This window comes from Snuella lapsa, assembly GCF_039539345.1.
Classification (GTDB): Bacteria; Bacteroidota; Bacteroidia; order Flavobacteriales; family Flavobacteriaceae; genus Snuella; species Snuella lapsa.
Window position 1 is genome coordinate 12959 of record NZ_BAABCY010000036.1, and the last position, 24588, is coordinate 37546.

Here is a 24588-nt window from a genome sequence, read left to right on the forward strand (position 1 = left end):
ACTATTTTTCTTTTTATTTCAATTCACTTATTAATAAGATTTTAAGGTGCAATTAATCCATTCTATTTAACCATTTGCTCAAGCTAATGGTTTCTATAATTAAACCCAAGCCGTAGGGCACAAAAAAAGCCAAGAATTCAAGCCTTGAAACGTCATTATCTTGCTTATAAAAAGGATAGAAAAACACGAAGAATACGGCAAACTTAAAAAAACTCCCCAACATAAAAAGAAATCCTAATTGACTTTTGTATTTATTCCTCAAGAGATATAGAAAACCAAAAACCCCAATTACCAACAAAAGATTTATTGTGTAAGACAAAATAATTCTGTTATCGTATAGAGGCAGTTTTAAAATAGACAAAACACTTAGATGGACACAAAAAGCCAACAATAAAAATACGCTAGCCCTTATTGTAAAACTTAAAAAAGGATTTATCATTTAATCTTGAATTCGGCTCAGTTGTTTCAAAACCACATACAATGAAACACCAACCCCTAGAAGTGTAAAAATTATTAAAAAAGCTTTGCCCCCAGTATTATAGGTTGCATCTAACCACTTACCCAAAAGCACAAACAAATAGATAGTTACCCCCATTTGGATGCCTACCCCAGTAAGTACTGCAATTTGCTTAAGCGGATTGTTCGGCTTTTGTCCCTTTTTGTCCTCCATTAATTTCTTTTACAGATCCCTTCATAACACAGGTTACATTAAACGTTGCTCCAGGCTCTACGGCTAACTTTCCTACCACCACTTCCCCTTCAATATGAGCTGAGGATTTTAATGTTAGCGTCCCCGAAAGGGTTAGTTTACCTGAAAATTTACCGTCAAAATACGCATCGGTTCCTTGTAAGGTCCCTTTTATTAAGCCTGCCTTACCTACTACTACTTTCCCAGATGTTTTAACATTACCTTCAACAACCCCATCAATCCTAAAGTCTCCTTCGCTGGTAAGATCACCGACTATCTTCGTGCCTTGCGCTATAATATTCTGACTTGACGCTCCTTCTACCATTTGTTTTTCTTTTTTATTATCAGAGAACATAATATCTATTTATTGCTTCTATTTAAATATATACTCAAATTCTTATGTATTTGGATGATTTGATAATTCTCAGATGCCAATACAAAATAGGGCACCTGTACCTTATGCTTATCTTCCTCTGTCAAAAGTTGATCAAAAGTTTTAGCTACCTGCGCCGTTTTTAATCCATGAACAACAACCAAAGACGTACTTGGGTCATATACATCCAAAGAGGTTTTTAAATCGTAATACTTTATATTTTTTAAAACAGTATCCAACACTTTCTGAAAAGGTTTGGCTTCAGACAATGTTTCATCTTGAAATCTAAAAACCACCTTAAAATTGTTTGACACATTGTCTTCTACAAAATCTTTATTAGCCAATACAGGCAAAACATTATTCTCAATTGCTTGTGCCTGTATCCCTTCGGGCGTATTCGCATAGGTAACAGCAATGTAATTAATTGCTTTACTATACTTTTCTAAACCATATAAACGCCCCATAGCTGTTGCCTTTAACAGTTCCAATTTAGAGACTATAGGTTCGCCATCAAATCTATTAATGTAAGTTTCGCAGGCAGCAATCACCTTAGCATATTCCTGATTTTCATGTTGCTGATACAATGTTTCATACAAACGTTCTGGACTATCACTATCTTCTGTACCTGCCAACTCAGGGTTATTTAAAATGGCCGCATAACGCGATTCCGGATACGCTGTAACAATGTCTTGCTTGGCAATAGCTGCTTCATCATTTTCACCTAAAACCGTGTAAATCTTATACAAATTATATTTAGAAGGCAACACCAAGCGTTCTTCAGGATTATTGTTTAGCAAAGTCTTAAACTTACTCTTCGCCAATGGATATTCTTTAAATTTCTCTTTATATATGAGTCCTAATTGGTAATATGCAAAATTACGTTCTTTGGCAATACTATCTATTTCTTTTTCTTCGGATGGTATTTTAGAAATATAAAATTCTGGATCGTATAATTCATCTTCTGAAGCCGACGCCAGAATATCTTGATTCGAAGCATTGTTAACAGCCCCTGTCCCTCCTTTAGACGACCATCTCCAATTATCTTCTAGAGCACGATCCCCCCAAATTTTAACAAACTCATTTTTACCATAAGCAACCGTTGTAGGGTTATAAAAATAAAACATTGATGCCTGCCCCGGCCCCGGAACGCCTCTCCCAGAAAGCTGCTGTCCCCCTGGAACATTATTAACAGCGACACCTCCTCTATTACGCTCTATAGCTTCTTGGCGCTCTTTTTCTTCTTTTTCTTCTTGTGCCTTTAGCTTTAAGCGCTCTATAAACGATTCAAAATACTGTACACGATCTGCATCCGACAAATTCACTAATTCCAAAATGCTATCGTTAACCTGAGCAATAGCTTCATAAAATATAACATCTTCCAGATTATCCCGTTTACGTTTTATTACACGATAGGGCTTAGAATCAACAACTAAATTACTCATCGTGCTATCGTAATAAGCACCAGCATCGCGATATAGCAATTTATCAAAGCTCATATCGCCAAGTATTTCATAATTTTTAGCTTTTAACAATCTATCTTGCGTATTGGTCCGCAACGATTTATTATAATACGTTACGGCCAACGTATCGGATCCATTTTTTAAATGAAAGGCTGCTATTTGGTGGTAAATTTTATCTAAAAAAGGTCTGTTTTCTCTATTTTCTTCTAGATCTGTAAGATGCTCCAATAGCTCCAGTTTGTTGCCGTTTTCATAATCGAAATTTTTTATCTTTTCAATATGGGCACTTATTAAATATATGCGTGGTGTTTTTCTATTCAGCTCAATTACCTTATCAAAAGCATAATTAGCACTATCGGTTTTCCCTAAAGTATTATATAACTGTCCTTGTATAAATCGGTATCTACCTCGCTCATCATTTCGTTTGGTGACATTGGCAGCCACTTCCAACTGGGTTATAGCACTATCAACCGACTTGGTATTTAGGTATGCCTGAGCCAACATGGAAGTAGCATCTGCTAAATCTTGCCCTTCCAACTCTTCTTGCCTAAGCAAACGTTTTAAGTTATTGATTGCCAACTCGTCATTTTCTAAACGAATATTCGTTTTTTCACGCCAAATCTTAGCTTGATTTATTTTGTCGCTCGCCGGATATTTATAAAGAATGTAATTGAATGCTTCAAGTGCAGGAACAAAGCGCTGATCGAAATATCTTGCCTTTCCCAAAAGTAGGTAAGCTTCATCTATTTGTGGATTCTTCTCTTTTCCCTGAAAATTCATACTATGCTTTTGTATGGTTTTCACCGCCTTTTCCTCTGCCTTGGCAAAAAGCTCACTTTTAGATTGCCCTGGAAGCATGACCTCATCGGTAACTTCCATCCTTTCTATAGGAAGTACTTCCCAATAATTATCAAAATAACTTTCATTAAGACTAGTACGCCCCTGCTCTAAAACATTATATCCATTGTATAATGTGTTAAATTCTGCAGTGACTGCGTGATAATTACGACTTACAAAGCTGTTCTTTTTTCTTGAACAACTCGCCACTAAAAAAGTAGAAAATACTAAAACAAGTATAACGCTATAAACTGTTCTCAATGCTGGTTTTTTTAGTCTAAGTAAATAACTTAAAACTCTCGTTATTATTATATATAAAGGTAAAAATACGCATCTTTTTGAATTTAGCTATAAAAATGAAACTTTTAACGATTAACCAACTCCTTTCACCAGCCCCCATTAACCATTAACCAAAATAATAAACCATCACCAAAATACACATTAGTTCACAGGAGATTAGTAAAAAACACAAAAGCCCCATTGTTATCTACTCTTTTCAATTTGCCATTACCCGTCAAATTCTGATTCACAAGTACATGCCAGCTACTACAATATCTTAAAATTAGTTAGAAACAACATCTTTATTTACAAATCAACTTATTACTTTTGTCAAAAATTTACATATGTCATCATTTCACAAACTTAGCATAAAGGAAATAAAAAGAGAAGCAAACAAAGCCATTAGCATCGCTTTTAACCTCCCTGAAAACTTAAAAGAGACCTTTGCTTTTCAAGCAGGGCAATATATTACTTTAAAAACGACTCTTAATGGAGCCGAAATACGCCGTGATTATTCGCTATGTGTTTCACCTAAAAGCGGCGAATTAAAAGTAGCTGTTAAAGAAGTAAAGGATGGCACGTTCTCTTCGTATGCAAACAATGTATTGCAAGTAGGAGACACATTGGATGTAGCCCCTCCTAAAGGACATTTTACTTTCGAGCCCAACGATGCTAAAACAAAGAACATTGCTGCCTTTGCTGCTGGAAGTGGCATTACACCTATTTTAAGCATTGTTAAATGTGCTTTAGAAGAAGAAGTACATAGCAAAATTATTTTGGTTTACGGCAACAAGACCACTAATGATACTATGTTTTTAGATGAATTACTAAACTTACAACATCAATATAAAGAGCGCTTTTCCATCCAGTTTGTATTTAGTCAGGTTGATGAAGAGGATGCCATATTTGGACGTATTGAAAAGAGCACTGTAAATTATGTTATGAAAAACAAACATAAACATATAGAGGTTGATGCTTTTTTCCTTTGTGGGCCAGAAGCCATGATACATACTGTTAAAGATGTTTTAACCGATCACGGCATTGATGAAAACAGAATCCATTTTGAACTCTTTAAAGCTGCCAAACCTGCCGAAATTGATGTAACACCTGTTAAAAGCGGCAAAACACAAATCACTATTACAGTTGATGATGAAACAAGCACTTTTGAAATGTCTCAGAAACAAACTGTTCTTGAAGCTGCCCTAGACGAAGACTTAGACGCTCCTTATTCTTGCCAAGGAGGTATTTGCAGTAGTTGTTTAGCTCGTGTAACCGAAGGCGAAGTAACTATGAGGCAAAATAATATTTTAACAGATAGTGAAGTTGCAGAAGGGCTGATTTTAACATGTCAAGCACACCCAACAACCTCTACGCTTTCTGTTGATTACGACGATGTTTAGGCTCCTTCTGTCCTTTAGAAAGCCCATAAGAGGAAACATAAACACTAAATTTTTCGTCATTGCGATGATTGAACACAGAGCGAGAAGAAGCAATCTCTCTGTTTTTAATAATGGGATTACTTCGTTGTTCGCTCCTCACGCCTCGTAATGACGGATTTGATTTTCTCCACAAGAACTTTAGGAAGAATACTTCCTGCCGCTGTTTCGTAGCCCTCGGGGTATTTGTTACCATAAATCGATGTTGGGATATCTGGAAACTGTGTTCTGTCTGCCAGTAACGCATAATCTTCCGGTTGGTTAAATGGCGCAAAACCAGCATAAGGGTGGGTAACCCCCCAAACAGTAACAACTTTTACTCCTAACATAGCTGCTATATGGGCGTTACCCGAATCCATAGATAGCATGACATCCAAATTTGAAATAACATCCATCTCTTCTTCGAGAGATAATTTCCCGGCTACATTAACAACATTCCCATAATTTTTTTCAATAGCTTTGAGCTTATCAATTTCCGATTGCCCACCCCCAAATAAAAGCACCTGATAATCCCTGGACAGAACCTCAATTACCCGATGCATCAAATGCAAAGGATACATTTTGCCTTCATGGGCAGCAAAAGGTGCAATACCTATGCGTTTTTTTTTCTCTTCACCTAAAAGGCGTAGTGCTTTTTCATTTAAAACCGATGGTTCTGGAAATACTGGACGGGATAAATCCAACGGAAATCCCAAAGTTTCAAAAACATGTGCATATCGCTGATGTGTGGTCGTTAAGGGCTTAAAAACACGCCCTGAAGTTAGCTGTTTTTTCTCTTTCCGCCCTTTATCAATGGATACAAAACGCTTCGTTTTTAAAAAGCGCTTTAACAATTTACTTCTTAACACATTATGTAAATCGGCAATTGCATAAAACTCATTTCTATTGAGTTCACGAGCTAGTTTATATAATCCAAAAACGCCTTTATGCCTCCCTTTTACTTCGGCAGAGTAAACAGAAACCTGTTTTAAGCCCCTAAAAAAAGGCGTAAAAAAACTTCTTGTTAAAACGGTAACCTTAAGGTCTGGATATTGCTGAATTAATGCACGCAAAACAGGCACAGTCATGGCTACATCCCCCATGGCGGATAGACGTATAACAAGGATATGTTTAGGTTCTATGGACATAGCCTTTTTGTCTTTTCATTTTTGAAAAGTCAGTCAATTCGAGTGAATTTACGGAGTAAAACGAAGCAAATTTGTGTCGAGAAGTTTTGTTTACTAACAGGTTATCGATACAAAACACTTCACCCCTCAGTGTTTCACTCTAACTGACATTCAAATTTAGGTGAAATTATTTCTGCGAACGCAACACAGGGTTCAATTCATCGTCATTGTACATCTTCATTTGCTTATACACCTTCATATACTTATCGCCATTTTCGATATCGCTCAGCAAAGTATCGATTGCCGTTGATAAATCTACACGTTGCTCCAATAGAACATCTAACTTTTTTTGGCATGCAGTACGGTGTTCGTCTGAGGCATCAGCTCTTGTCGCCTCTTCATTCATATGATAGATTTTTAAAGCCAAAATAGACAGCCTATCAACACCCCATGCAGGACTTTCGGTATTTATTGTAGCATTGTCCTTTGGCGTTACGTCTTTATATTTTTCAAGAAAATAACTGTCTATATACTCTACCATATCGGTACGATCTTGGTTTGAAGCATCAATCTGTCGCTTTAATTTTAATGCTGCTACAGGGTCAATTTCCGGGTCACGAATTATATCTTCATAATGCCATTGCACGGTATCTATCCAACATTTCCTATACAGCAAGTGCTCTATCAAATCACTTTCATCATAAGCATTCTCAAACGGCTGGTCGACAGTATTAACAATATGGTATTTTTCTATTACTCGCTGAAATATTTTATTCGCCTTACTTGTAAACATATGCTTTTAATTTAAAGCGTAAATATACATCTATTTAGTCAACTTTAAATCTGTTATAGCCATGAAATTCCCTTAAAAAAAGAATCCAAAGCATTCATTTCCTAAAGACCTACTAAATAAACAATAACACAAACGGGACTAAAAACAGTATAGCAAGAAAGAGTTCCTTAAACCATGTCTCTTCGATGGTTTCAATATAATTGGTAATAATAATAGCTGAAGGCGCAAATAAAAATAAAAACTCACTACCATTCTTATTGGGCGCCAATACAATTATGGCAGTGGCTATTATAGCAGCAACAATAACAATTATAAATGAAGGTCTAAATGCCTTCTTCTTTTGTTTTAAATTTTTAATATAAAATAGGGAAGACCATAACCCAAAAGAAAACAATATCGTTATAAATAATAAATATTTAAGCGTATTGTAATTTTTAAAGTCATAACTCAATTCGGGTAGGCTTTTAAATACTCCAAAAAAACTATTATTCCAAACAACAGAAATACTTACAACAATAACAAAAACAGCCCCAACTCCCACAAAGGGAATAATCCAATGCTTTATTTTATTATCTGTATACAGTAATAATGTAATAGGAATTAAAATAAAAAACAGTAATGCCCAAAAGTAAAACAAGGAAGCTATTGCTATCCAAAAAGCTGCGTCGAACAGTTTTTTTCGAACATATAATTGAGAACGCAAACTTATTATACGTCGCACGGCCAATAGCACAAAAAAATTAGCTAATAGGATATTAGTGCTTCCAATACTTTGTGGTAATGCCAATAAAAACAGGCTAAACAAAAGTATTTCGTAATTACCATACTTCGTTAGGCTATTTTTACTCACAATAAAGTTAAGCAACAACACCGATCCTAAACAAACAAAAAACATCCCTAATTCATTAAAAACAAGTCCCATAGTAATTGTTTCATTTACCAACTCAGCTCTAGCGATTAGGAACGCCAGAAGTACAATAAAAAAAACAACTATAAAATTTATAGGCTTAGATTTACTAAAAATGCTTGTAATCATTAACTGTTTTTGTATTTTTGTCGGGTAAATATACTAACTATAAGTGGTTAGAAAACAATAAAACAAACACATGAAAGATTTCTTTTACGCCATACAGGATTTATTTGTGGATTACCTTTTTGCCCCTTTTGATGCTTTAAGAGCTTTAGAGCTTGAAAATTGGTTTGCAGCAAATATTTTTTCTTGGATTTTTATGCTAATAGGTTTTGTTGCGTTCGTATACTGGATGAAACAATTAAAAACCTATAACGACAACAACGAAGAAGATAAAAGTATTTCTTCGCACTCGTTTTTATAAATCGAATCCAATATCCTTACGATAATACATCGTATCGAAATGTAGTTTCTCTATATTTTGATACGATTTTTTTATGGCTTCCTGATACGATTTCCCATAGGATGTCACAGCCATTACACGTCCTCCCGAAGTTACAATTTTACCTTCTTGTAACTGTGCACCTGCATGAAATAAAATAGAATCTTCAACAGACTGCACGCCTGTTATTTCCTTTCCTTTTTGGTAAGCTTCTGGATAGCCACCAGACACAAGCATAATGGTTGTTGCTGCGCGTTCATCAATATCAATGTTAATAGTGTTTAATGTTCCATTGGCCATGGTTTGTAATATCTCTACCAAATCGTTTTTAAGTCTTGGCAAAACCACTTCCGTTTCAGGATCACCCATGCGCACGTTATATTCTATTACTTTCGGGTCGCCTCCCACCTTAATAAGCCCTATAAATACAAATCCAACATAAGGTAAATTGTCTTTTTTAAACCCATTAATGGTAGGTTTTACAATGCGTTCTTCAATTTTATTTAAAAATTCATCGGTCGCAAAAGGAACTGGAGAAACGGCTCCCATACCACCAGTATTTAAACCCGTATCGCCTTCACCAATGCGCTTATAATCTTTTGCTGTTGGTAAAATCTTATAGTTTTCGCCATCGGTTAATACGAAACAACTCAATTCAATTCCGTCTAAAAACTCTTCGATAACCACCTTTGTACTAGCTTGTCCAAATTTAGCATCTACCAGCATGCTTTTTAATTCTGCCTTCGCTTCTTCTAAGCTATTAAGAATAACTACGCCTTTTCCAGCTGCCAAGCCATCTGCTTTTAAAACATATGGCGGCTTTAAGGTTTCTAAAAATGCATACCCTGCCTCTACATTATCTTTCGTAAAGCTCTCATATGCTGCTGTAGGAATGTTATGGCGATATAAAAATTCTTTTGCAAATTCTTTACTGCCTTCTAAGGTCGCGGCTTCTTTTTGTGGCCCTATTACAGCCACATGCTTAAGCGCTTCGTCATTTAGAAAAAAATCATGAACCCCTAGCACTAACGGATCTTCTGGGCCAACTACAACCATAGTAATATCTTTGTCCAAAACAAGTTCTTTTATAGCACCAAAATCGGTTACTCCAATATTCACATTGGTTGCTATTTCTGCTGTCCCAGAATTCCCAGGAGCAACAAATAAATTATCACATAAAGGACTTTGTGCGATCTTCCAAGCAAATGTATGTTCTCTTCCGCCAGAACCAAGAATTAAGATATTCATTGTATTGTGTTTTTATGAAGTGCAAAAATAATTGGTTTTACCTTTAAACCCGAATTATTCGGCAAGAATTATCAAATGCTTATTATAGACATGGGATCTCTTAGAAATTTAAAATATTTCTTTACTTTACACAAACCTAATTTCACGTATTGCTTTTGAATTTATTTGACCTTTCATTACAACTTAACGGCTTCCCGATTCGAAAAGCCCAACAGATATTGCGTGATATCCAAAAAATAAATGAAGCCGAATACGCTAATTATATCAATACTAAAAGACAAACGATTCTTAAATACCATTTGGCACATAATACTTTTTACAAACAATTTGCTAAAAATTCAGACCCTATAAATTGGAACAGTATTCCCGTAATGACTAAAAGTGATTTACAGCAACCTTTAGAAAACTTGCTATCGGATGGCTTTTCGAAAAAAACTGTTTACATCGATAAGACCTCTGGAGCTTCGGGAACTCCTTTCTTCTTTGCAAAAGACAAGCTGTGCCATGCCTTAACTTGGGCAATTATAAAAGACCGATTTGGATGGTTTAACCTGGACTTTAACAGCTCTAAACAGGCTCGTTTTTATGGAATTCCCTTAGATAAAAAAAACTATTATAAAGAGCGTCTTAAGGACTTAGTAAGTAAGCGTATCCGATTTAACGTATTCGACCTTAGTGATACAGCATTGACAAACACTATGGAATCCTTCAAGATTCACCCCATTAACTATATAAATGGCTACACCAGTGCCATTGTTCAATTTGCTAAGTTTTTAAAGCGCAAACAGATTGTCCTTAAAACTATTTGTCCGAGTTTAAGCGTATGCGTTGTGACTTCCGAAATGCTTTTTGAAAATGACAAACAACTTATGGAAACACAGTTTGGTGTTCCTGTTGTTAATGAATATGGTGCTTCGGAACTCGACCTTATTGCTTTCGAAAATCCTGATGGCACATGGCAGGCCAATAGCGAAACATTGTTTATCGAAATTTTGGATGCACAAAACAATGTGCTGCCTCTTGGAGAAACAGGACGTATTGTTATTACATCGTTATACAATAAAGCCCAACCATTTATCCGTTATGATATTGGCGATACAGGGTCGCTTTCTACACGCAGTACTCCCATAAAGCCTATTTTAGAAAAACTCACTGGACGTACCAATGATATGATAACGCTACCTAGCGGAAAACAGGCTGCAGGATTAACGTTTTATTATGTAACCAAAAGCATTATAGAAGACGATAACAACGTTAAGGAATTTGTGATCGAGCAGCTAAAAACCAATACCTTTAAAATTAACTATGTTAGCTCGGAAGACCTATCTGCTAACAAAGTAAAAGCCGTCGAAAAGACCATAGATACGTATTTAGAAAAGGGACTTATCTTAGTATTTGAACGCCAAAAGCAACTGCAACGTTCAAAAAGTGGTAAATTGAAACAGTTTTCATCATTAATCCAACCTGCCTCATGAATATACTACTAGTCGCCGGTGCACGCCCTAACTTCATTAAAATAGCACCAATAATAGATGCTATAAAAACGAAACAAGCGCAAGGCATTAATATTGACTATAAGCTTATCCATACAGGACAACACTACGATAAAAATCTAAGTGACACGTTCTTTACCGAACTTGACATTCCACTTCCAGACACTAATTTAAATGTTAAAAGTGGCACACAGGCAGAACAAACGGCGGCTATTATGGTTGGCTTCGAAAAAGAATTGCAACAACACCAATGCGATTTAGTAATGGTTGTAGGCGATGTTACTTCTACAATGGCATGTGCCATCGTGGCAAAAAAAGCAGGCATTAAAGTTGCTCATGTAGAGGCTGGTATCCGTTCTGGTGATCTTAATATGCCCGAAGAGATTAATCGTATTGTGACCGATAGCCTAACCGATTATTTTTTTACAACCTCAACTCATGCCAATAACAACCTATTAAAATTAGGTGTTGATAAACGCAATATTTTTTTTGTTGGCAATGTTATGATAGACACACTAATTAAAAATGAACATCGCCTAAAGCAACCCAATATTTGGAACAACCTGAACTTAAAACCCAAGTCCTATTTGGTCATGACCCTACATCGTCCAAGTAATGTAGACGAAAAAAATAATCTTAAAACGCTTATTTCCCAAATTACTACCCTTGCAAAAAAACATACTATCGTTTTTCCTGTACACCCAAGAACACAGAAAGTTTTAAAAGATTTAGACCTTAATTTCAACAATCTACACTATATAAATCCATTAGGCTACTTAGAATTTAATTATATAGTAAAACACGCTTTAGCTGTAATAACAGACTCTGGAGGCATCACAGAAGAGACCACAGTCATGAATGTTCCATGCATAACCCTGCGTTCGAGTACCGAACGCCCTGAGACCTGCGACATTGGAACAAATGTTTTAGTTGGCAATAAAACAGAAAAAATCGCCAAGGCCTTTGGTTTCCTATTCTCAAAAGCTTGGAAGCAAGGGCAGATTCCTGAATTATGGGACGGCAAAGCTGCTGAACGCATCATAAATCATTTAATTGCAATCTACCAATTACAATGAAAGAGGTTTTAATCATAACGAATTATTTTCCTCCAGAAACAGGAGCTGCTGCCAACCGTATATTCCACTTAGCAAATGGCTTACAAAAGCACGATTTTAAGGTTTCTGTCATTACGCCTTTACCCAATTACCCCACTGGCAAAATCTTTAAAGCTTATAAAGGAGCTTTTAAGCTCTCAAGCAAAGAGCACAACTTAACCGTCCACCGCTTATGGATTTATGCCAGCAATTCCAAAAACAAATTTATTCGCTTTTTTGCCATGCTATCCTATAGTTTAAGTTTGCTTTGGTTTTTCATATGGCATAAACTACCCAAAACTATCATTATTCAGTCCCCACCGCTGCTAGTTGCTTTTACCTGTGTCTTCTTTTTACGGCATCGAAAACGGCAACTTATCTTAAACGTTAGTGACTTATGGCCCTTAGCAGGGTTTGAACTTGGTGTATTCAAAAAGAATGTTAGCTACCGCTTGTTGGAAAGCATAGAGCGTTTTAATTATAGGCATGCCAGTATCGTTTTAGGCCAAAGCCAGGAGATTCTAGATCACATCTCAAACGTCGTTCCTAAAAAACCATGTTTTTTATACCGCAATTTTCCGGATTTTGATATTTTAACACCTAATCCTTCTGGAACAGACACAAAAAAACTAAATATCGTTTATGCTGGGCTTTTAGGCATTGCACAGGGCATTTTCAAACTTTGCAAGGCGTTGGACTACACCAATGTAAGCTTTCATATTTACGGGACAGGTCCAGAGCAAAAAGACATAGAAGCTTTTATTGCCAACCACCCCGAATTAGACATGCATTACCACGGAGAACTACCTAGAAACAAACTACATCAAGCACTTTTACAATACGACCTTACCATTATTCCATTGCGAAACCGCATTTACGGTTCTGTCCCTTCTAAAATTTTTGAATATGCACGCCTGGGATTACCGATGTTATATTTTGGAGGAGGCGAAGGTGAAACGATTATTAATACCTACTGTTTGGGTTGGATTGCCAATTCTGGAGATTACCAACATTTAAATCAGGTTATTTCTAATATTAACAAAGAAGATCTCGACCTTCAACTTAAAGAACACATCCAAAAAACAGCTTTGGAGCACTTTGATTTTAACAAGCAATTGAATGCTTTTATTAAGTTTATTGAATAAAGAATTTCTTGAAACGAACTATCCCCGAGGCTGAGCGTCGAGGAATTCTTTTTGATTAAACCAATCTTTCCAAACAACTTCATAACCCTGTGATTGAATCATTTGCTCAATAGCTGCTGTAGAACGCTCATCGGAAATCTCAAATTGCTCTAAGGATTCTGGCTCTACACTATACCCCCCTGGATTGGTTTTAGACTCGGCACTCATACTTGTAATCCCCAAATGCACACTATGGTTTCTAAACCGTTCGCTTTCGCGCGTTGACAATGACAACTCAACATCCTCATCCAATAAACGGTAAGCACAGATTAATTGTACCAAATCGGCATCGTCCATTTCCACTTTTGGCTCCACATCTCCTTGATGCGGACGCAGTCTAGGGAACGAAATGGAGTATTTGGTCTTCCAATAGGTCTTTTGTAAATATTTTAAATGCAAGGCGGTGTAAAAGCTATCTACCCGCCAGTCCTCGAGACCAAACAATGCACCTAAACCTATTTTATGGATGCCTGCTTTACCCAATCTGTCTGGCGTTTCCAACCGATATTCAAAATTCGATTTTTTCCCTTTAGGATGATGCGTCTTATAGGTTGCCCTATGATAAGTCTCTTGATAAACCAAAACCGCATACAAACCAGATGCCATTAGCTGTTCGTATTCTTCTTGATCTAATGGTTGCACTTCGATACTTATATTCGAAAAATTGGACTTAATCAACTCTATAGCATGTTTTATATAAGATACTCCTACGGTTTTGTTAGCCTCACCAGTAACCAATAAAATATGGTCATAGCCCAAACTTTTAATATGGGCTACTTCCTTTAAGATCTCGGCATCACTTAATGTTTTTCTACGAATCTTATTGGTTAAACTAAACCCGCAATAGGTACAAATATTTTGGCACTCGTTAGAAAGGTACATGGGAATAAACATTTGAATGGTATTCCCAAAACGCTTTTTGGTCAATTGGTTACTACGTTGTGCCATTTGCTCTATAAAAGGCTTGGCTGCGGGAGCAACGAGTGCTTTAAAGTCTTCTAAGGTTATTTTATCCTTCTGGAGAAGAGCCGCAACCTCATCTTCCGTAACGTTATAAATCTCCTGCTCTAATGTATCCCAATCGTATGTTTCAAAAACAGTTAAAAATGACATGTGCTATAAATGAATTGAATGGTTCTTTAACTAAAGGTTTAAAAACGATGTTAGCGGACTACTTGCTTCTGCTTGTCTTTTAATAGGGGCCAACTTTGCTTTGTATGCCATCCTTCCGGCCTCGACGGCCTTTTTAAAGGCTATTCCCATTTGTTTCGGATTTTGAGATACCGCAATGGCTGTGTTTACCAGCACGGCATCAGCTCCCAACTCCATAGCATAAGCTGCATGCGAAGGTGCGCCAATTCCGGCATCAACGATAACGGGCACATTGCTTTGTTCGATGATAATCTCTAAAAAATCAAGTGTTTTAATGCCTTTATTACTTCCTATGGGTGCTCCCAAAGGCATAACACATTGTACCCCTACCGCTTCCAAGCGTTTACACAATACTGGATCGGCATGAATATAAGGCATTACTACAAACCCCAACTTTACCAATGCTTCTGCCGCTTTTAAGGTTTCTATCGGATCTGGCAATAAATATTTGGGATCTGGATGAATCTCTAATTTTATCCAATTGGTTTGCAAAGCTTCTCTGGCTAATTTTGCTGCAAAAACAGCTTCTTTAGCTGTTCGAACGCCAGATGTATTAGGCAATAAATTAACAGAGGTCGTTTTTAGGTGCTGTAGCATGTCATCCGACTCGTTTTCAACGTCAACACGTTTTAATGCTACGGTTACCAATTCGCTTTCAGAAGCTAAAATAGCCTCTTGCATTAACCGTGAGCTACCAAACTTTCCCGTACCCGTAAACAATCGCGATGTAAAGGTTTTATCTGCTATCTTAAGTATATCCATCTTATTTATTATTTGAGTTTACTTTCCAAACCTGCTCCCTTACAGAGGGTGCCTGCAACAGTTTATGAAAGCTTTTAATACTATTAAAATTATTCGTAATCGCCCCCGAGACAGCAATACCATAAACTCCTGTATTATTTAGGTTCGTAACATCTTCCAAAGTAATCCCGCCAATGGCTATAATGGGGGTTTCTGTTTGTAATGCTTCTACAATCCTGACATATCCCGAGACACCCAAAACAGGGCTTAACTTGGTTTTGGTTCTTGTAAATCGAAAAGGCCCCAAGCCAATATAATCTACGCCCTTGGCAATAAGTACTTCACAATCCTGTATGGTATTAGCCGTTCCTCCAATAAGCTGCCATGTTTCAAGATGTTTTTTTGCTATTGTCGGGCAGGTATCCGTTTTCCCCAAGTGCACACCATCGGCCTTGACCATTTGTGCTATTTTGTAATAATCATTGATAATTAAACGTGTTTGAAAATGTGCCGTAATGTCCCTAGCTTTTTCAGCAGTTTGAAGCACCTGTTCTTGCGAAAGGTTTTTAAGGCGCAATTGTACCAATTCGGCTCCTGAAACACAGGCCTTTTGAATATTGTCTAAATGGTTTTGAGGTGTTTTACCTTGTGATATATAATGTAATTTAGGAATCATAGATTTAATATGTTATTGTGTACACCCAATAATGAGGCATTGGAATTTAAAAACTGCTCGGTATAATACTTTGCTTTTTTGGAAGCCTTTTCTAAATCGGATTCAATTAAAATATTACTTGCTAAAGCTGAAGACAACACACAACCGCTACCGTGCTTTTCATGTGTCGCTTCGGTATAGGGTGGAATGTTAATCATTACAATACCGCTGTGGTATAGGGCATCCCATCCTTTTTTATCGGTTCTGTGTCCTCCTTTTAAATAAATATTGGTGAAACGACCGATATGTACAATCGTATCTTCAATATCCCTGTCTGGATACAACTCTTTAATTTCATCATAGTTAGGGGTAATGATGTAACATTGTTTCCAAATATTATCCAATAGCTCCTGACTTTCCGTGCTATGGAAATCAAAACCAGCACTTGCTTTAATGATAGGATCCAAAACGACTTTAATATTGGAATTTAAGGCATGTAATGTATCCAAGATCTGCAATAAGATTGGCCAATTTTCAATGATACCTATTTTAACCACAGAAATATTAAAACGTTCAAATAAAATTTCAATCTGATCTGTTATAATAGCTGCATCCACCCACTTACAAGCACGAAAGTCTATATCATTTTGTACGGTAAGAGCCGTACAAACCGAAAGTCCGTAAAGCCCATGTGATTCAAAGGTTTTTATATCAGCCGTAATTCCAGCGCCACTGGACGGATCTAAACCTGCAATGGTCAAAATATTATCTCTATCCAACATAAGCCTTATAAGCATTTTGCAAAATCTTAAAGCTGTCCACAGGCACATTACTGTTCCATATGCTCCCTAAAACAGCTGCTCCCTGATAACCCAATTCTTGTAATGTATACAGATTGTCCTGCGTCACCCCTCCCATACCAATAACTTTTTTATTGCATTGCATCACGTTAAACCCTTTTCCCTTATATTCTTTTTTTGAAATGGATGTAAATACAGGACTCAAAAAGTGATAATTGAATGCTGTTTCACAACTATTCAAAGCATCAAGTGTATGAAAAGAGGAACTGGTCGCTTCAATACAACCATTATAGCTTTCAATATAATTATCTATATCCGCACCCAAATCCCTCCTTTTTTCTTCTTGAAAGTGAATGCCCTTCAAATTGAAATGCTTTGTTAGCTCATGAAACCGATGTACCATAATTCGCTTATGGTATGCTGTATCTATTTGACTGATATACCTACAATGTCCTTCAAAATCCAGTTCTGGTTTTCTGAGGTGATAGCATGTTAAACCAACTTTAAACAATCTATTTAACACAGCTATTTCATTGGGTACCGATATTTCAGGAGCAACAACAATTAGCATCTTTTATAAATAGACCTCACTTCCTTTTTCTTTAAATTCCTTCGATTTTTCTGCCATGCCCTTTTCCACAATCTCGTTATCGACAATATCATTCTCGGCTGCAAAATTGCGCACTTCCTGTGATATTTTCATAGAACAGAACTTAGGGCCGCACATGGAACAGAAATGGGCTATTTTAGCCCCTTCGGCGGGCAGGGTTTCGTCATGATAAGCACGTGCCAATTCTGGATCGAGTCCCAAATTAAACTGGTCTTCCCACCTAAATTCAAAACGCGCTTTACTCAAGGCGTTATCGCGATGTTGCGCTCCCGGATGTCCTTTTGCTAAATCTGCTGCATGTGCTGCTAATTTGTAGGTTACAACCCCGGTACGTACATCCTCTTTATTAGGTAATCCGAGGTGTTCTTTCGGGGTTACATAACATAGCATAGCGCAACCATACCAGCCAATCATAGCGGCCCCTATACCAGACGTAATATGATCGTATCCCGGCGCGATATCTGTGGTTAAAGGTCCTAGAGTATAAAATGGTGCTTCGTCACAAACCGCAATTTGCTTTTCCATATTCTCCTTAATCATATGCATCGGTATATGTCCGGGTCCCTCAATAAAACACTGCACCTCATGCTTGCGCGCAATCTGTGTTAGTTCTCCCAAGGTTTCCAATTCGGCAAACTGAGCGGCATCATTGCCATCAGCAACCGATCCTGGACGCAATCCATCTCCCAAGGAAAAGGCCACATCGTAGGTTTTTAAAATCTCACAGATATCTTCAAAATGGGTATAGATAAAGTTTTCTTTGTGGTGGGCTAAGCACCATTTCGCCATAATCGATCCGCCACGGGATACAATGCCCGTAACACGCTTGGCTGTCATAGGCACATAACGCAGCAAAACACCTGCATGGATGGTAAAATAATCGACACCTTGCTCGGCCTGCTCTATAAGGGTATCTCTAAAGATCTCCCAGGTAAGGTCTTCGGCAACCCCGTTTACTTTTTCTAATGCCTGGTAAATAGGCACGGTTCCTACAGGTACAGGTGAATTACGAATAATCCACTCCCGTGTTTCATGGATGTTCTCTCCTGTTGACAAGTCCATGATATTATCGGCTCCCCAACGACAAGCCCAAACAGCTTTTTCGACCTCTTCTTCAATAGATGATGTTACTGCCGAATTCCCAATATTGGCATTAATCTTAACCAAAAAGTTACGCCCCAATATCATGGGTTCTGCTTCTGGATGATTGATGTTTGAAGGAATCACGGCGCGCCCTCTGGCTACTTCATCGCGTACAAACTCTGGCGTAATCTTTTCTGGAATGGCTGCTCCAAAATGTTCGCCTTTATGTTGTTTTATAATCTCTGTCATTTCGTCAATACGCTGGTTTTCACGAATGGCGATGTACTCCATCTCTGGTGTAATAATCCCTCTTTTCGCATAATGCAGCTGCGTTACATTCCTTCCTTTTTTAGCTCTTAAGGGCTTTTTCAATAAAGAAAAGCGCATATGATCCAAACTGGTATCGTTTAAACGCTGATTACAGTACTCTGATGTAAATTCATCTAAATAGTCTACATCACCACGCTCTAATATCCAAGGTTCCCGTATACGCTCTAATCCCTTGTAAATATCTATTTCTTTGTTAGGGTCGGTGTAAGGCCCTGAGGTATCATAAACCGTAACTGGTTCGTTGGGAATGCTTTTACCTGTAATGACTTCTTTGGTATCACTCAAGGCAATTTCACGCATTGCAACCCGTATTTGCGGGTGCATGATTCCCTTAACATAAATTTTTGTTGAATTGGGAAATGGGTTTCTCGATATCTTTTCGGCGTTTGGTGCTGTGTCTTTTGCTTTCATTCGTTTAAATTCTATCAATGTTCATTTTATTATTAATATCTGATGCACTTGAATATTTGATATCAGCCACCTTGTGTAGCCTGAATGATCAAAACGTGGTCATTACTGTTAAAGATTGTACTGTCCCATTGGTCTCTGGGAACGATGGCATTATTTACAGCTACTGCAATACCCTCAATGGGTAATCTTACCTGCTCCAATACTTGCATAACATTGAAGTCTTCTTTAATTTCGGTGGATGTGTCGTTAATGTAAATCTTGATCATACCTGTTTCATTTTTAGCGTGATTCTTGTTTAAGAACAAGTATGTCACTTCGAGTAAAATTCTGAAAGAATTTTGTGTCGAGAAGTTCTTTTAACTTATAAATTTTCCTGTTTTCGATAGCTCAACCAAGCGAAATCGAAGTGCACCAAATCGCAGATTTAGCACGCAAACTGACGAAAATTTCTTATCCAAAACTCACATATTTTCAATATTGAAACGGTAGAGGCAACTTAACGATCTTTGAAAAAAGCTACTTTGCATGATCTGCAAAGTCATTTATGAAAAGTAATAACAGACATCTTAAATGTCCTAACTTTTCCCTACGTCGGTACTAACCGCATCAGGTTCAAAGGGTCAATCTCAGTTCCTATTATGAGGAACACCCCTAAAGTTTCGGTTCAAAAATACTAAAAGAAAGTATATTTTCTTCTCTTTTCCGTAAAATATATAAAACGGATATTCAAACTAAACCACTATGACTAATGTACCATAGGTTTAATTACGGACTGAAAGTCCACTCCATTCATTATCTTTTTGCCACTAATTAACAAATACTTTTAATTTCTATTGTGAAAAATATTCATGTATTCGTGGCGTAAAATACTTTTAGATGCTAAAGCGAGATGTCTTAAAGTGCATAGTTTTAACTAAATTTGAGACTAATAAAACTGTTTTAATATGCCTTTTCTTCTCCCTTTATAGCATTTAAAAAGGTTTGCACTATAATTTTTATATCGAGTAACAGCGACCAATTTTCGATGTAGAAGATATCGTATTTTACACGGTTAATAATATCCTTATCTTTTTCTATCTCCCCTCTAAAACCACTTACCTGGGCTAAACCTGTAATACCAGGCTTTACAAAATGGCGCACCATAAATTTATCTATCCGTTGCGCAAACATGTTTGTATGGCTTACCATATGAGGACGTGGTCCTACTACTGACATATCACCGAACAGCACATTAAAAAACTGCGGCAATTCATCTATACTCGTTTTACGAATAAAACGTCCTATTTTGGTAACACGTAAATCACCTTTTGTAGCCTGACTCATATTTGCCTCCTTATTAGGCGTCATGGAACGAAACTTATAGCAATCAAATTCCTCGTAATTAAAGCCGTTTCGCGATTGCTTAAAAAATACAGGCCCTTTAGATTCCAATTTAATGAGTATAGCCAAAATTGGTGTTAACCACGATAGAACAAAGACAATAACAGATGCAGCAAATAAAATATCGAAAAGCCGTTTTAAAAACTGATTTAGCGTATCTTGCAATGGAATGGTACGCAAGGATAAGATAGGAATATAATCATAGTACTCGTATTTTAGTTTTTTTGCGTAGATATCTTTATTATCTGGAATGAATTTCAGTTCTTTTAAGTTATTGTCTGCAAAATCTATTAATTTATTGATCTGTTTATTAGATAGCTCGGCTACAGATGAATAAATTTCATTTATATCATTTTCAATAATAAAACTGAAACATTTATGTAGTGAAAAATCATCCTCTTTTACAGTAAACTGTTTTTTAAATTGATATCCAAAATCGAGTCGTGTATTAAAGATCCTTATCAACTGTCTCGTTTTTTCATTATCACCAATGACAATTACATTGCGTGTATTCCCGCTTAAAACTGACCGGTATCTCTTGAGTAAGAAAAAGATAAGAAACTTAACCATTGTAATCAATGTAAATACAACGCCCAAATAACTAGCTAAACCCAATCTGCTAATACTTGGTTGTTTAAAAAAACCTATATAAGCATAAGTTACAATAGAAAAGAACAAAAACTGCCTAAATAATAGAGGAATGACTTGTATTATCTTAGTATGTCTCTGTACCTCATAAAATTGGTTCCTAAAAGCTATAAGAACCCAAAAGACAGCTTGGTACGTTATAAAAACATATATATTGGTAAGGTTCATTTCCAATAAAAAAACCGTTGCTATAATAATGCTTAAATCTATTACATATGAAACAGGCCTTATATAACCTGAATACCGTCCTTTTTTTGTACCCAATTTATTTTTTTATATGTGTTTTAAAATCTTTGTGTTCACTTTTATAAAGTTCTTCTTCAGAAAGTCCTCTAAAATAATTGAAGGTTGCCCTCAACCCTTCACCCCTATCGACTTTGGGTTGCCAATCTAAAATCTTTTTAGCTAAACCAATATCTGGTTGGCGTTGCAAAGGATCGCCTTCGGGTAAGGGCTCATACACTATTTTTTGTTTGGTGCCCGTTAGTTTAATAATCTCCTCTGCAAACGCCTTGATCGTAATTTCATGTGGATTGCCTATGTTTACGGGATAGACATAATCACTTAACAACAACCTATAAATGCCTTCTATCTGATCGTCTACATAACAAAAGGAGCGTGTTTGCAACCCATCTCCAAAGATTGTTAAATCTTCCCCTCGCAAGGCTTGCCCCATAAAAGCCGGAATCACACGACCATCATTCAACCGCATACGTGGACCATAAGTGTTAAAAATGCGTACAATACGCGTTTCTAGACCATGAAACCTATGATACGCCATGGTTATCGACTCCTGAAAACGTTTGGCTTCGTCGTACACACCCCTTGGTCCAATGGTATTGACATTACCATAATAATCTTCCGTTTGCGGATGCACCAAAGGATCACCATAGACCTCGGAAGTGGACGCTATTAAAATACGTGCCTTTTTAGCTTTTGCCAATCCCAACAAATTATGGGTGCCCAACGATCCTACTTTTAAGGTTTGTATGGGTATCTTTAAGTAATCAATAGGACTTGCAGGAGAAGCAAAATGTAAAATATAATCCAATCTGCCTTCTACTTTCACAAACTCCGTTACATCGTGCTCAATAAACTCAAAATTGGGATGGTCTTTTAAGTGCAACAGGTTCTTCTTATCACCGGTAATAAAGTTATCCATGCCAATAACATGATAACCTTCCGAAATAAATCGGTCACATAAATGAGACCCTAAAAACCCTGCTGCTCCTGTAATTAAAACACGTTTCAAATCCGACTTCCCTTAATTATCAATTTTTTCAGTTAGCAAATTTAAAGGAATTACTTCAAAACCATTACTTCTTTTTTGATAATCTGCTCCTGCATAAATGACCTTCCCCCCTTTAAAGCCAGTTATAGTACTCCAGAACCTTAACCCTTTAAAATAGTCTTGGGTAATGGTCTTTCCTGATTGCCTGGGACCAATAACTGCAATAGTCTTATACTGCTTTGCTAAACTCAGAAGTTCTTGTTGTGCTTCTCTTAAAACCATAAACAAACATATACGTCATGGCGAGGGAGGCACGACCGAAGCCATCCCTTGGTTGAGAACACCCCTACTCACAGATTGCTTCACTGCGTTCGCAATGACGTTAAAGACTGATTCGTTATGCACACAATGACGCTATAAATTGATTAGTTATATATGCAAATATCGACCTGTCATTCCTCAAACTAATTATCCGAGTCTTAATTACAAACTCAGCCAAAAAACAAACATATACGTCATGGCGAAGGAGGTACGACCGAAGCCATCTCTTGGTTGAGAACACCCCTACTCACAGATTGCTTCACTGCGTTCGCAATGACGTTATAAATTGATTAGCCATACAAATAATGCCCTGCCTTTCCTCAAATTAATTGTCCAAATCTTTGTTGCAAATTCAAACAAAAAAACAGTGACGTCATTACGAGGGAGCACAGCAACCGAAGTAATCTCATGGTTAGACTACTAGATTTACAGATTGCTTCGCCATGCTCGCAATGACGATTATTATTTATATTTAAGAATGAAAAAATCTTACATTTATTTCTTAACCAATAAAAACAACACCGTAATATATATTGGAGTTACCTCAAACTTATTGAAAAGAATATATCAACATAAAACCAAAGCTTTCAAAGGTTTTACTTTAAAGTACAATTGTAATAAATTAGTTTACTATGAAACCTTTACAGGTATCAATCAAGCTATAGCTCGAGAAAAGCAACTAAAAGCAGGTAATAGAAAAAGAAAAGAAGACTTAATAAACTCTTTAAATCCCGAATGGAATGATTTGTCCGATGGTTGGCTGTTTTACTTTGATTAACGTCATGGCGAGGGAGGTACGACCGAAGCCATCCCTTGGTTGAGAACATCCTACTTAAAGATTGCTTCACTGCGTTCGCAATGACGTTATAATAAAGTGATCTAAGTCTAAAGAACCCTTAGCTCATAAGGTGCTTAGTTCCATTCTACACCGCATTGGCCTGTCATTCCTCAAACTAATCTTCCGAGTCTTGATTACAAACTCAACCAAAAAACAAACATATACGTCATAGCGAGGGAGGCACGACCGAAGCCATCTCTTGGTTAAGGACTCCCCTACTTAAAGATTGCTTCGCCATGCTCGCAATGACGCTATAAATTAATCAGTTATACAAATAATGACCTGCCTTTCCTCCAATTAATTGTCAAAACCTATGTTACAAATCCAAACAAAAAAACAGTGACGTCATGACGAGGGAGGCACGACCGAAGCCATCTCTTGATTAAGGACACCCTACTTACAGATTGCTTCACTGCGTTCGCAATGACGTTATAATAATAAAGTGGCACAAAATCCAATGAGACCTTAACTACTTGAGATATTTGATTCCACTCTACATGACAATACCCTGTCCTTCCTCAAACTAATTATCCGAGTCTTAATTACAAGCTCAAACAAAAAAACAGTGACGTCATGGCGAGGGCCACACGACCGAAGCCATCTCTTGGTTGAGAACACCCTATACTTACAGATTGCTTCGCCACGCCCGCAATGACGTTTAGCATCAACATTAAGAGCCCTTTCCTATAGTGTAACAAGTAAACCCTATTTTTTTAAGGGATTCCGTATCCAAAATACCACGTCCATCAAAAATAACATCAGTCTTATTCATATCATAACGAATGTCTTGTATATAAAACAAAACGTCAAAAATCAGAAATAGTGAGCGAAAGAATGAAACTGCGAAGCGTAGCTTCAAGCATGCCATTCTGAAAGCGAATGGTGCCTTGGCAATTTCCTATTTTTTGACTTGATTTTTTGGTTTTGTAATTATTTAAAATGCCTATCAGGCATCTTAAATAATTAGTGTATCAAGACAAAATGAACAGGCATCAAATTCCCTATTAACGTTAAAACTCGTTGGAGATGATTCGCTTCACTATGC

Annotated in this window: 23 protein-coding genes and 1 riboswitch; of the genes, 6 read left to right on the forward strand and 17 right to left on the reverse strand. The window is 37.0% G+C overall.

Annotation, left to right across the window (positions count from 1 at the left end; all coding sequences use genetic code 11):
* Positions 1–439: 439 nt before the first annotated feature.
* From ABD792_RS07745 to porW, 3 genes are read right to left on the reverse strand one after another with little or no spacing between them, the layout of a single operon-like run.
* The gene (locus ABD792_RS07745; RefSeq protein ID WP_345005304.1) at positions 440–670 is read right to left on the reverse strand and encodes an AtpZ/AtpI family protein; all 231 of its coding nucleotides are present in this window, start codon (positions 668–670) and stop codon (positions 440–442) included.
* A complete protein-coding gene (locus ABD792_RS07750) occupies positions 630–1043 on the reverse strand; it encodes a bactofilin family protein (RefSeq protein ID WP_345005306.1) in 414 nt (137 codons plus the stop codon). Before ABD792_RS07750 ends, ABD792_RS07745 begins: the two co-directional genes overlap by 41 nt.
* Positions 1044–1048: 5 nt before the next feature.
* Complete coding sequence (gene porW, locus ABD792_RS07755) at positions 1049–3619, reverse strand: type IX secretion system periplasmic lipoprotein PorW/SprE (RefSeq protein ID WP_345005307.1); 2571 nt, start codon at positions 3617–3619, stop codon at positions 1049–1051.
* Positions 3620–3981: 362 nt separating this feature from the next.
* On the opposite strand from porW, the gene ABD792_RS07760 reads away from it, so the two are divergent.
* Positions 3982–5037: a 2Fe-2S iron-sulfur cluster-binding protein gene (locus ABD792_RS07760; protein WP_345005308.1), complete on the forward strand. Its 1056-nt coding sequence runs from the start codon at positions 3982–3984 to the stop codon at positions 5035–5037.
* A 116-nt stretch (positions 5038–5153) separates the two neighbouring features.
* Here the strand turns inward: ABD792_RS07760 and ABD792_RS07765 are convergent, their stop codons facing one another.
* The 3 genes from ABD792_RS07765 to ABD792_RS07775 form a co-directional block, all read right to left on the reverse strand.
* On the reverse strand, positions 5154–6200 hold the full coding sequence (locus ABD792_RS07765; protein ID WP_345005309.1) for a glycosyltransferase family 9 protein: 1047 nt from the start codon (positions 6198–6200) through the stop codon (positions 5154–5156).
* A gap of 166 nt (positions 6201–6366) precedes the next feature.
* Positions 6367–6972 carry a DUF4254 domain-containing protein gene (locus tag ABD792_RS07770; protein ID WP_345005310.1) on the reverse strand — a complete coding sequence of 202 codons (606 nt, stop codon included), beginning with the start codon at positions 6970–6972 and terminating at the stop codon, positions 6367–6369.
* Between the two features lie 112 nt (positions 6973–7084).
* Positions 7085–8008, reverse strand: a complete 924-nt coding sequence (locus ABD792_RS07775; RefSeq protein ID WP_345005312.1) for a DUF6427 family protein — start codon at positions 8006–8008, stop codon at positions 7085–7087.
* Positions 8009–8078: 70 nt separating this feature from the next.
* On the opposite strand from ABD792_RS07775, the gene ABD792_RS07780 reads away from it, so the two are divergent.
* Positions 8079–8306, forward strand: coding sequence for a DUF6341 family protein (locus ABD792_RS07780; RefSeq protein ID WP_345005314.1), 228 nt, complete (start codon positions 8079–8081; stop codon positions 8304–8306).
* On the opposite strand, the gene purD is transcribed toward ABD792_RS07780, so the two are convergent.
* Positions 8301–9572 (reverse strand): phosphoribosylamine--glycine ligase, encoded by a 1272-nt coding sequence (gene purD, locus ABD792_RS07785; protein ID WP_345005315.1) that lies wholly within the window; start codon positions 9570–9572, stop codon positions 8301–8303. The genes ABD792_RS07780 and purD overlap by 6 nt on opposite strands.
* A 155-nt stretch (positions 9573–9727) precedes the next feature.
* Between purD and ABD792_RS07790 the strand changes: the two genes are divergently transcribed.
* Genes ABD792_RS07790 through ABD792_RS07800 form a run of 3 tightly spaced genes read left to right on the forward strand, consistent with a single transcriptional unit; the run spans position 9728 to position 13304 of the window.
* Positions 9728–11047 carry a phenylacetate--CoA ligase family protein gene (locus tag ABD792_RS07790; RefSeq protein ID WP_345005317.1) on the forward strand — a complete coding sequence of 440 codons (1320 nt, stop codon included), beginning with the start codon at positions 9728–9730 and terminating at the stop codon, positions 11045–11047.
* Complete coding sequence (gene wecB, locus ABD792_RS07795; RefSeq protein WP_345005319.1) at positions 11044–12141, forward strand: non-hydrolyzing UDP-N-acetylglucosamine 2-epimerase; 1098 nt, start codon at positions 11044–11046, stop codon at positions 12139–12141. The genes ABD792_RS07790 and wecB overlap by 4 nt, the downstream gene beginning before the upstream one ends.
* Positions 12138–13304 (forward strand): glycosyltransferase family 4 protein, encoded by a 1167-nt coding sequence (locus ABD792_RS07800; RefSeq protein ID WP_345005320.1) that lies wholly within the window; start codon positions 12138–12140, stop codon positions 13302–13304. The genes wecB and ABD792_RS07800 overlap by 4 nt, the downstream gene beginning before the upstream one ends.
* A gap of 18 nt (positions 13305–13322) precedes the next feature.
* On the opposite strand, the gene thiH is transcribed toward ABD792_RS07800, so the two are convergent.
* From thiH to ABD792_RS07850, 10 genes are all read right to left on the reverse strand, one after another.
* Positions 13323–14456, reverse strand: a complete 1134-nt coding sequence (gene thiH / locus ABD792_RS07805) for a 2-iminoacetate synthase ThiH (RefSeq protein WP_345005321.1) — start codon at positions 14454–14456, stop codon at positions 13323–13325.
* Between the two features lie 30 nt (positions 14457–14486).
* Positions 14487–15257, reverse strand: a complete 771-nt coding sequence (locus ABD792_RS07810; protein ID WP_345005322.1) for a thiazole synthase — start codon at positions 15255–15257, stop codon at positions 14487–14489.
* 1 nt (position 15258) lies between these two features.
* Positions 15259–15912: a thiamine phosphate synthase gene (gene thiE, locus ABD792_RS07815; protein WP_345005323.1), complete on the reverse strand. Its 654-nt coding sequence runs from the start codon at positions 15910–15912 to the stop codon at positions 15259–15261.
* Complete coding sequence (locus ABD792_RS07820) at positions 15909–16673, reverse strand: hydroxymethylpyrimidine/phosphomethylpyrimidine kinase (RefSeq protein WP_345005324.1); 765 nt, start codon at positions 16671–16673, stop codon at positions 15909–15911. Before ABD792_RS07820 ends, thiE begins: the two co-directional genes overlap by 4 nt.
* Entirely contained in the window at positions 16663–17262 is a 600-nt protein-coding gene (locus ABD792_RS07825) for a thiamine phosphate synthase (protein WP_345005325.1), read from the reverse strand. The genes ABD792_RS07820 and ABD792_RS07825 overlap by 11 nt, the downstream gene beginning before the upstream one ends.
* A gap of 3 nt (positions 17263–17265) precedes the next feature.
* Positions 17266–19125: a phosphomethylpyrimidine synthase ThiC gene (gene thiC, locus ABD792_RS07830; protein WP_345005326.1), complete on the reverse strand. Its 1860-nt coding sequence runs from the start codon at positions 19123–19125 to the stop codon at positions 17266–17268.
* A gap of 62 nt (positions 19126–19187) precedes the next feature.
* Positions 19188–19391: a sulfur carrier protein ThiS gene (gene thiS / locus ABD792_RS07835; protein WP_345005327.1), complete on the reverse strand. Its 204-nt coding sequence runs from the start codon at positions 19389–19391 to the stop codon at positions 19188–19190.
* Positions 19392–19691: 300 nt separating this feature from the next.
* Positions 19692–19788: riboswitch (TPP riboswitch) on the reverse strand.
* A 276-nt stretch (positions 19789–20064) separates the two neighbouring features.
* Positions 20065–21417 (reverse strand): exopolysaccharide biosynthesis polyprenyl glycosylphosphotransferase, encoded by a 1353-nt coding sequence (locus tag ABD792_RS07840; protein WP_345005329.1) that lies wholly within the window; start codon positions 21415–21417, stop codon positions 20065–20067.
* A 1-nt stretch (position 21418) separates the two neighbouring features.
* Positions 21419–22405, reverse strand: coding sequence for a UDP-glucuronic acid decarboxylase family protein (locus ABD792_RS07845; protein WP_345005330.1), 987 nt, complete (start codon positions 22403–22405; stop codon positions 21419–21421).
* A gap of 12 nt (positions 22406–22417) precedes the next feature.
* The gene (locus tag ABD792_RS07850) at positions 22418–22666 is read right to left on the reverse strand and encodes a hypothetical protein (RefSeq protein WP_345005331.1); all 249 of its coding nucleotides are present in this window, start codon (positions 22664–22666) and stop codon (positions 22418–22420) included.
* A 517-nt stretch (positions 22667–23183) separates the two neighbouring features.
* Here ABD792_RS07850 and ABD792_RS07855 point away from each other — a divergent pair.
* Positions 23184–23483 (forward strand): GIY-YIG nuclease family protein, encoded by a 300-nt coding sequence (locus ABD792_RS07855; RefSeq protein ID WP_345005332.1) that lies wholly within the window; start codon positions 23184–23186, stop codon positions 23481–23483.
* Positions 23484–24588: the final 1105 nt, after the last annotated feature.